Origin of the sequence: Aquitalea sp. LB_tupeE (genome assembly GCF_013391415.1) — a bacterium.
Taxonomy (GTDB): Bacteria; Pseudomonadota; Gammaproteobacteria; order Burkholderiales; family Chromobacteriaceae; genus Aquitalea.
This window is the reverse complement of record NZ_JACAXB010000031.1, coordinates 124,826-133,873: the sequence shown is the minus strand read 5'-3', so window position 1 is coordinate 133,873 and position 9,048 is coordinate 124,826. Positions and strand designations below refer to the sequence as shown.

Genomic DNA, 9,048 nt, shown 5'->3' with positions numbered 1-9,048 from the left:
GTACACAGTCGCCTGGCGCACAAGCTGGCACCACAGCTACCGGTGGTGTTGAAGGAAAGTCCGCTGCCGCTGGCGCAGATGCACCAGATGATGCAGTGGCATCGCTATCGCACGAATGATCCAGGCATAGAATGGTTGCGCCGGGTCATTCTGGAAAGCGCGCAAGAGATGAGTTGAAGAGATGGGCTGATAAAGCCCTGCCGGTACCAGCCCGGCCATGCCTGCCAATGACACCCCGAGTGAAGTCTCCCGCGCCTGGGCACTACATATCCAGGGGAATCCGCGAGTTGAACTTTACTTCTTTCAAGGCCAGGTTTGAGTGGATTGAACTGATCCCGGGAACCGCACGCAACTGCTCGACAAAATTGCTGTAATCATCCAGATCGCGCGCCAGCACCACCAGCAAATAGTCCGCTTCACCGGTAATTTTGTGGCAAGACAAGACCTGCGCATGATCGCGAATCAGTGCCTCGAACTGATTCGGCTGCTTGTCTCCGACATTGCCAAAGCTAAGGCTGACAAAAGCCATGACATCCAGTCCCATCTTGCGCCGGTCAAGATTGGCCTGGTAATCCCGGATATAGCCTTCCGCTTCCAGCCGCTTCAGCCGCCGCCAGCAAGGCGAAACACTGAGCGACAGCTGCTCGGCCAGTTTCGGGGTGGACATTGAGCCGTCAGTCTGCAAATGCTTCAGGATGGAAAGGTCTACTGCATCCAATCCGGAATGGGGTATGTTTTTTCTCATCACGCACCATTAAGTCATTTTTCTTTTCTCATATTGCCTATTCATGCACAAGAAAAGCAAAAAAATTACTTTCGGCAATCTGCATAATGTGCATCAGGACAATAGCCACGGAATGCCAATATGCTTACTTTCCATAACCCTGATCATCACTTGCACCATGCCTCTGAACTGAAAGACGGCAAGGTCTCCCCCTGTTTTGAACTCCCGCACAGAGCAGATACCGTTCTGGCCCGGGTACGCCAGACAGGCCTGGGTGAAACCGCCATTCCGGCCCACTACGGCAAGGAACGCTATGCGCGGGTGCACAGCGAACGCTATGTGAATTTTCTTGAATCTGCCTGGCAGGAATGGAGGGCGCTGGGGCATCAGCATGATGCCTTGCCACTGATCTGGCCCGTGCGCGACCTGCGCAGTGACATCGAGCCCGAGCATATCGACGGCAAATTGGGCTTTTATGCCATGGATGCCGGTGTGGCAATTACCGCAGGCACATGGCAAGCCGTACGTCGCAGTGCCGACACCGCACTCAATGGCATGGACCACTTGCTACAGGGCAATGACAGTGCTTTTGCATTGTGCCGTCCGCCTGGTCATCATGCGGCGGCCGAATACATGGGTGGTTACTGCTATCTGAACAACGCGGCGATTGCCGCGCAGTCCTGCCTGGACCAAGGCGGCAAACGCGTGGCCATTCTGGATGTGGACTTTCACCACGGTAACGGTACGCAGAGCATTTTCTACCAGCGCCCGGACGTACTGTTCGTTTCATTACACGGCGATCCACGCCGCTCCTATCCGTATTTCTCTGGCCATCGTGACGAAACCGGTAGCGGTGCGGGACAAGGTTTCAATCTGAATTACCCTCTTCCCCATGGCACCGACTGGCATGGCTATGCCATCGCACTGGAGGATGCCTGCAAGCGTATCAAGGCATACCGGCCGGATAGCCTGGTGATTTCGCTGGGGGTGGATACCTATGAAAACGATCCGATCAGCCATTTCAGGCTGACCAGCCATGACTTTTTCGGCATCGGCGCTGCCATTGCCACCATCGGTGCACCTACCCTGTTTGTGATGGAAGGCGGCTATATGGTGGACGAGATCGGCATCAATGCCGTCAACGTCTTGCAAGGCTATACAGATAGTCACAGCGCCACAGCCAGGGGCCGCTAACAAAAACCTGTGCTGCGTTGGCCGCCTTGCCACCCCCCGGTACTGTCGGCGTCAGCGTGCCTTGCCCAGGGACGCTGCGCCATGTTGTCAGCCGCCCTGCATCACCGTGCAGGCGGGCCGGGTTGGCAAGGCGTCGAGCGAAGCTGGTCGTCCCAGCAGATAGCCTTGTGCATTATTGACCTCCAGTTTGCGCAGGGCTTGCAGCTCCTCGACGGTTTCAACACCTTCGGCAACCACCTTGCTACCCGTTTCCTCGGCAAACCGGATGAGTGCGCCAGCCAGGGCCCTGCACTCGGTGTGGCTGTCTATTTGGCGGATCAAGCTGATATCCAGCTTGATGATGTCTGGTTGTAATTTGAGGATATGGCGAAAACTGGCATAGCCTGCACCGGCGTCGTCCACTGCCAGTTTCATGCCACACGCCCTGAGCGGCCGGATGGCCTCGATCATCCGGGCATAATCGTCGACCGAAGTATGCTCGGTCACCTCCAGCATCAGGCGGTCCAGAGGGTAGCCGGCCAGCAGCCTGGTCAGCGATGGTTTTACAATGGTGGCGGGCGAGGCATTGAGTGACAGGTAAGTATCACCCGGCAAATGCGTTAATCCCTGCAATGCCTTGCTGATGGTGACCAGCTCCAGCTCTTCCTGCAGATTGACCTCGGCGGCCTCATTGAACCATACGTCCGGCGTGCGGACAGGTTCGCCAGAAAAACGCGTCAGCGCCTCGTAACCAATGATTTCGTGCCGGGCAAGCTGCACGATGGGTTGGTAGACAATATTGTATTCTCCCGCGCTCATCACCTCTTGCAGGCGCTGGACAATCAACTGATGGCTGTGATTGCGCTCCAGTTGCTGCTCCATCAACTTGCCGGTCATTTCGGCAAACAGCCGCAAAGTACGTATGTCACGACTGTTCAGCGTCACATCCGGAAATAAGGAAAAGCAGCAGAAGGTGCCATAAACAAAGCCGTTGCTGAAACGAAGGGGAACACTCAAGTGAGCCCCGACCGGCAGTGCCATCGTCACCGGCAAGGTCAAGGCTTCCGGGTTTTGCCGGGCATCCTGCATCAACTCGGGCAAGCGCCCATCCACCACGCGCTGGCAGTAGCTGTCCTCCAGTAAGTCCGAGCCTCCGGTACATAGAATGGGCGGGGCATCTGCCGCTCTATCGACAAAGCGGAACACCCGTCGGCCATCCTTGAACTCGGCAATGAAGGCGAATTGCATTCCCAGCAATGTTCGAACTGAATGGAGTGTTGCGCTGATCGTCTCATCGACCGTGGCGTAGTTGGCTTCCATGATAATCCTTGCAATGCCAATGTCTTATCATGCAGCAGTATAGAATCTGTTGTCAGTAATGCCACGCCGGTTTGCAATTCATGCCAAACCAACGGCAAGACCATCCTGTCGGGCGCGCCCTCGCCTTCGCAAAGCCGCTTTGGCCAACATCCCGCGCCAGACCAGACTCAATCAAACAAACTGCCCTGCTCCGGCACAGCCTCCTTGGGCTTGAGCGGTGCGGGGGTGGCGGTCATCAGTTCGGCGGGGTAGTGAGTGAGAAAGCTGCGTGCCTGTTCGGGGTTGGAGCAGTTCAGCCAGTGCATGTACTGATCCGGCGGCACAATCACCAGCGAGCGCTTTTCATCGCCCGGCCGGTGCATGCGCTGCATCAGCGGATGGTGGTCTGCGTTGATGGTGATCTGGGTAAAGGCGTGGCTGATGCTGCCATCCGGCTCGGACCAGGCGCGCCACAGGCCTGCCACGGCAAACGGGCTGCCGTCGGCCATGCCGATCTGCCAACGCTCGGCGCGGCCGGATGCATAACACGGCTCGTAAAAGTGCTGCATCGGCACCAGGCACAAGCTTTGCTGCTGCCAGGCGCGGCGGTAGTTGAACAGTTCGCCCACCGTTTCCGCCCGGGCGTTCATGGTGCTGATGCGCACTCCGGGCGGCTGGTGGCGTTTGGGCACCATGCCGTAGCTGGCCAGCAGCGGCACCGCCTCGCCGTGGCGGTCTTTGATGATGATGGGCGCCAGGTAGTCTTGCCAGCACTCCTCCGGCCACAGCAGGTCACCTGCCTGTAAATGGAAATGGCTCGCCAGCTGGCGCGGGTTGGGGGGCATGAAATTGACGCACATGGCGGCATGGTATGCCGCCTGGCCCGGCATTGCCAAGCTCGTCTCATCATATTATCCACTGCGAAATCCCCTCACCATCCTGCAGACTTTCTGCTATATTTGATTTTGTACACAATCATATAGAGCAGTAGCCATGCACCACCCCATCCCCCTGTCCCGCTCCAGCCCGCTGCGTATCCCGCTGGTGGCCAGCAGCGTGCGTGCCGGTTTCCCCAGCCCGGCCGACGACTACGTACAGGACAATATCAACCTCAACACCCTGCTGGTGGACGACCCGGACTGCACCTTCCTGATGATGGCCAGCAACGATGCCATCCACGGCATTTTCAAGGGCGACTATGTGCTGATCGACAAGGCGCGCGCGCCAGTGCATGGCAATGTGGTAGTGGCCGCGCATGAGGACGGCTTTGTGCTGCGCCGCCTGCACAAGCAGCAAGGCATGCTGGCGCTGCTGGCCGATGCGCCCGGCTATCCGCTGATTCCGGCCGAAGGCGATTACACCTTGCAGATATGGGGGGTGGTGATTGCCGTGGTACGGCGGCTGGTATGAGCACCTTTGCGCTGGTGGATGGCAACAGCTTTTACGCCAGCTGCGAGCGGGTGTTCCGACCCGACCTTGCCGGTCGGCCCATCATCGTGCTGTCCAATAACGATGGTTGCGTGGTGGCCCGTTCGGCTGAGGCCAAGGCGCTGGGCATTCCGGCCTTCCTGCCCTTTTATCAGGTGCAGCAGCTATGCCGCAAACACCGCGTGACCGTGTTTTCCAGCAATTACGCGCTGTACGGTGACATGTCGCGCCGTATGATGAATGTGCTGTCGCGCTTTGCCCCGGTGCAGGAGATCTACAGCATCGACGAATGCTTTCTCGATGTAACAGGCATCACGGACCTGGACAGCCACGGCCACCGCATCCGCCAGGCGGTATGGCAGGGCCTGGGCATTCCCACCTGCGTGGGCATGGGCAGCAGCAAGACGCTGGCCAAACTGGCCAACCACGTGGCCAAAAAGCGGCCAGAGTGGAACGGCGTGTTTGAATGGGACTGGCTGAACCCGCGTGAAGCCGACCGGTTGCTGGCCGAATTTGCGGTGGGTGAAGTGTGGGGCATCGGCCGCCGCATTGCCGAAAAGCTGACCCTGATGAATATCCACAGTGCTTTGGATCTGAAACAGGCCGACCCGCGCCATATCAAACGCAAGTTCAATGTGGTGGTGGAACGCACGGTGGCCGAGCTGAACGGCGTGGCCTGCCTGGCGCTGGAAGACGTGGCCCCGGCCAAGCAGCAAATCATCTCCAGCCGCAGCTTCAGCCGTCTGGTGCGCGACCTGCCCTCGCTGTCGGCCAGCATCAGCCACCACGTGGCCCGCGCCGCGGAAAAGCTGCGTGCCCAGGGCTGCGCAGCCGGGCTGATCGGCGTCAGCATCCGCACCAATCCGTTTCGCGACCTGGGCCAGTACCACGGCTACACTTGCGTGCCGCTGGTGCACCCCAGTGCCGACACCCTGCTGCTCAACCAGGCCGCCCAGGCTGCGCTGCGCGCCATCTGGCGCAAGGAGTTCAGCTACCACAAGGCCGGGGTCATCCTGATGGACATCGGCCCGGCCACCCGCCAGCAGCAGGATATGTTCAGCCCCCTGCCCGACCCGAAACGCAGCCGGCTGATGGCCGCCATCGACAAGCTCAACCGCGACTTTGGCAGCGGAACCATCAAGCTGGGAGCCGAAGGCCTGACCGAGGACTGGCGAATGAAGCAGGAAAAGAAATCCCCCTGCTATACCACCCGCGTGGGCGATATCGTGCAGCTGCGTTAAGCACCGCCAAGCCCACCCCGCGTTTGCATTGCGCCTCCGGCGCCGGTCGCCACATAGCCAATCCGGTAACAGGTGCCATCCATCTCCTGCTGCCAGAAGTCCTGTTCGCAACGCCAAGCCGATACCCGCAGCAGTTGCCATTGCCCAGGGTCGTACGCGGTCAGCACCGACAGCGCACCTTGCTGCTGCAAACGGCTGGCACGCTCCTGCTCCTGCTGGAGCAAGGCGTCAAGCGGCTGACCGGGCAAAATGGCTTGCGTCTGACAATGGCACACGCTGGCGGTGGGCATGGCATTGCTCCCGATGCTATCCCAGACCTGCCAGACATCGACATGCGGCCTACCAAAGTCGGCACACAGTGCCTTGAAACCGGGACTGGAGAGAAAACGGTTGATGCCCTCGTTATCCCGCCACAGGTAGAGCGGCGCATAGGCATTGACGCTGCCCGGCTGCCGGACATCTTGCTCGCTCCAGAGGTAGGCTTTCCATTCCAGATGAGGAAAGCCATCCAGCAGATGGCCGCGTTCACGGATGCGCTGCCGGATGATGGCCATATCGTAGTCGGCAGGCAGGACAAAACGGTATTGCATGGCAAGCATGATGTATCTCCTAGCTGTCGCATTCAGGCAGTGCAGACTTGCCATTGCCAAATGACCAGTCCTCCAGCCCGGTGGTGGTGATCACCACCATGATGTCTTGCTGGCGCAGGCCGGGGCTGACCTCCAGCCGCTCTGCCAGCCGGGCAAAAAAAGCGCGCTTGCACGCCGTGCTGCGCGCCCGCCCGGCGGTAATGTGGAACAGGGTGAAGTCCGCGCTGCGCGCACCGGCAGTGGCAAGATACTCCCGGTCAAACACCAGCTCGCCAGCCCCACATTGCTGGAACACCTGAAAACAGTCACCGGCCGGCACCTCGAAACTTTCTTCCAGTGCCTGTTGCAGGCTGTGCGAAATGGCCTTGAGCCAGGATTCCGGCTTGCCGGCAGCCAGTGCGATACGGACATAAGGCATGGCAGGCTCACTTTCCGTGCGGGATGGCCGCCAGCACATCCACCGCTGATGCTGCGGCAGGCCAGCCGGCATAAAAGGCCAGATGAGTCATGAGCTCGCCCAGTTCGGCCCGGCTTATGCCGTTGTCCATGGCCAGCTGCACATGAAACGGCAGCTGTTCCAGACGGTATAGCGCGGTGAGCGCGGCAACCGTGGCAATGCTGCGCTCACGCGGGCTCAGCCCGGGGCGTTGCCAGATGTCGCCAAACAGGAGCGATTGAGTGATGTCAGCCAGCTTGGCAGCTTCGGCCGCCATGTTCTGCATGCTGTGTGAAGAAGAGGTGGTCATGCCTGATTTCCCTGTCGTTTTTGACAACACCCAGCTTAAGCAGTCAGAATAATTTTGATAATCAAAATGTTTTTTCCTGATTATTCAATTTTTTGGGACTATAGCCATGAGTCGTCTCAGCCTGGACCTGGATGTGCTGCGCAGCTTTGTGACCGGTGTGGAAATGGGCAGCTTCGCCATGGCCGCGCAGCGTATGAACCGCTCCACTTCCGCCATCAGCGCCCAGCTGAAAAAGCTGGAAGAACAAGCCGGCCAACCCTTGACGCGCAAGGCAGGCCGAGGCCTGGTACTGACACCCGCCGGGGAAGTCATGCTGGCCTATGCCCGCCGACTGCTGGCGCTGAATGACGAGGCGGTGCAGGCAGTGCAAGGCAGCGGGCTGGAACAAGACTGGATACGTTTCGGCATGCAGGAAGACTTTGGCGAATCCCTGCTTCCCGCCATTCTGGGGCAGTTTTCCCGCGCCCATCCGCAGTTCCGGCTGGAGGTAAAAGTGGCGCGTAATCAACAACTGCTGGATGGCCTGGCCAAGGGCGAGCTTGATCTGGCCCTGGCCTGGGATGGTGGCCAGCCCTGGCCATATCAACAGGTGATGGGCACGCTGCCGCTGTGCTGGATAGACAGCAAGGCCAACCCGTGGCCATACCCGGCGGACAGCACCCTGCCGCTGGTGGCCTTTGAAGCCCCCTGCCTAATGCGGGCCGCTGCCTGTGCCGCACTGGAACAGGCCAATCTGGCCTGGCGGCAGTCCTTTAGTAGCAGCAGCCTGAGCGGGATATGGGCAGCCGTTGCCGCCGGGCTGGGTGTGACGGTGCGCACCCCGGTCGGCGTACCGGATACGCTGCAAATACGGCAGGACCTGCCTGCACTGCCAGACATCCGGCTCATGTTGTACCGCGCCGAATCCGCCGCCGCTGTCGGCTGTGAACGCTTGTCAGACATCGTCAGCCAGGCCTTGCAGGACTATCTGCATGGTTTGCGCGCTACCTGACTGCCGTTTTCACGCAAATGCATGCATGCGGCCCTGGCCGATGTGGCAAGATCGCTGCGTGCTTATCACCAGACAACAGTTTCATGGCGCGTACCGAAAGATTGTTCACCCTGCTGCAAGCCCTGCGGCAACACCGCTTCCCGGTGAGCGGGGCCAGCCTCGCCGCTGAGCTGGGCATCAGCCTGCGCACGCTGTACCGGGACATCGCCACCCTGCAGGCACAAGGCGCGCATATTGAAGGCGAACCCGGCCTGGGCTATGTGTTGCGCCCCGGCTTCATGCTGCCGCCCTTGATGTTCAGTGCGGAGGAAATCGAAGCACTGGTGCTGGGCTCGCAATGGGTGGCCAAACGCACCGACACCCAACTGGGCCGTGCCGCCCAACATGCGCTGGCCAAGATTTCCGCGGTGCTGCCAGCGGAATTACGCCACAGTCTGGATAACAGTTCGCTGCTGGTGGCCTCCCCCTCACAGACAGAAGCCGATGCAGTGGATGTGTCCATCATCCGTCAGGCCATACGCAGTGGATACAAACTGGGCATCGACTACTGTGATGTACAGGGCCACGTCACGCAGCGCACCATCTGGCCACTGGCCTTGGGCTATTTCGACCATGTCCGCATGCTGGCTGCATGGTGTGAAACACGGCAGGATTTCCGTCATTTCCGGACAGGCCGCATCTTTGCCCTGCGCGCCGGTACGGAACGCTACCCGCACAGAAAGCAGGAACTGCTGAAAGCATGGCGCGCAGCCGATGCCGCCCGACAGACCAAAAACAGTAAGCACCGCTGACTACTGACAAAAACTGTCAGTGGCTGCGGTGACAATGGCATCACTCGAGATCAACCAGCGGAGTG

General features: G+C 59.7%; 11 protein-coding genes. 5 read left to right on the top strand and 6 right to left on the bottom strand.

Going from position 1 to position 9,048, the window contains the following annotated elements; translation table 11 throughout:
- Positions 1 to 262 precede the first annotated feature (262 nt).
- Positions 263 to 745: an Lrp/AsnC family transcriptional regulator gene (locus HWX34_RS16555; protein ID WP_178973280.1), complete on the bottom strand. Its 483-nt coding sequence runs from the start codon at positions 743 to 745 to the stop codon at positions 263 to 265.
- A gap of 120 nt (positions 746 to 865) precedes the next feature.
- Between HWX34_RS16555 and HWX34_RS16550 the strand changes: the two genes are divergently transcribed.
- Entirely contained in the window at positions 866 to 1,918 is a 1,053-nt protein-coding gene (locus HWX34_RS16550) for a histone deacetylase family protein (protein ID WP_178973279.1), read from the top strand.
- A gap of 87 nt (positions 1,919 to 2,005) precedes the next feature.
- Here the strand turns inward: HWX34_RS16550 and HWX34_RS16545 are convergent, their stop codons facing one another.
- Positions 2,006 to 3,217 (bottom strand): EAL domain-containing protein, encoded by a 1,212-nt coding sequence (locus HWX34_RS16545; protein WP_178973278.1) that lies wholly within the window; start codon positions 3,215 to 3,217, stop codon positions 2,006 to 2,008.
- A 167-nt stretch (positions 3,218 to 3,384) separates the two neighbouring features.
- Positions 3,385 to 4,086 carry an SOS response-associated peptidase gene (locus tag HWX34_RS16540; protein ID WP_255497264.1) on the bottom strand — a complete coding sequence of 234 codons (702 nt, stop codon included), beginning with the start codon at positions 4,084 to 4,086 and terminating at the stop codon, positions 3,385 to 3,387.
- A 103-nt stretch (positions 4,087 to 4,189) separates the two neighbouring features.
- Between HWX34_RS16540 and HWX34_RS16535 the strand changes: the two genes are divergently transcribed.
- Together HWX34_RS16535 and HWX34_RS16530 are read left to right on the top strand one after the other, a co-directional pair.
- A complete protein-coding gene (locus HWX34_RS16535; RefSeq protein WP_178973277.1) occupies positions 4,190 to 4,606 on the top strand; it encodes a LexA family transcriptional regulator in 417 nt (138 codons plus the stop codon).
- Positions 4,603 to 5,865, top strand: coding sequence for a Y-family DNA polymerase (locus HWX34_RS16530; RefSeq protein ID WP_178973276.1), 1,263 nt, complete (start codon positions 4,603 to 4,605; stop codon positions 5,863 to 5,865). Before HWX34_RS16535 ends, HWX34_RS16530 begins: the two co-directional genes overlap by 4 nt.
- On the opposite strand, the gene HWX34_RS16525 is transcribed toward HWX34_RS16530, so the two are convergent.
- From HWX34_RS16525 to HWX34_RS16515, 3 genes are read right to left on the bottom strand one after another with little or no spacing between them, the layout of a single operon-like run.
- Positions 5,862 to 6,464: a DUF4865 family protein gene (locus HWX34_RS16525; RefSeq protein ID WP_178973275.1), complete on the bottom strand. Its 603-nt coding sequence runs from the start codon at positions 6,462 to 6,464 to the stop codon at positions 5,862 to 5,864. The genes HWX34_RS16530 and HWX34_RS16525 overlap by 4 nt on opposite strands.
- Before the next feature lie 10 nt (positions 6,465 to 6,474).
- Positions 6,475 to 6,873, bottom strand: coding sequence for a tautomerase family protein (locus HWX34_RS16520; protein ID WP_178973274.1), 399 nt, complete (start codon positions 6,871 to 6,873; stop codon positions 6,475 to 6,477).
- A 7-nt stretch (positions 6,874 to 6,880) separates the two neighbouring features.
- On the bottom strand, positions 6,881 to 7,201 hold the full coding sequence (locus tag HWX34_RS16515) for a carboxymuconolactone decarboxylase family protein (RefSeq protein ID WP_178973273.1): 321 nt from the start codon (positions 7,199 to 7,201) through the stop codon (positions 6,881 to 6,883).
- A gap of 106 nt (positions 7,202 to 7,307) precedes the next feature.
- Between HWX34_RS16515 and HWX34_RS16510 the strand changes: the two genes are divergently transcribed.
- Complete coding sequence (locus tag HWX34_RS16510; protein ID WP_178973272.1) at positions 7,308 to 8,192, top strand: LysR substrate-binding domain-containing protein; 885 nt, start codon at positions 7,308 to 7,310, stop codon at positions 8,190 to 8,192.
- An 83-nt stretch (positions 8,193 to 8,275) separates the two neighbouring features.
- Entirely contained in the window at positions 8,276 to 8,983 is a 708-nt protein-coding gene (locus tag HWX34_RS16505; RefSeq protein ID WP_178973271.1) for a YafY family protein, read from the top strand.
- Positions 8,984 to 9,048 lie beyond the last annotated feature (65 nt).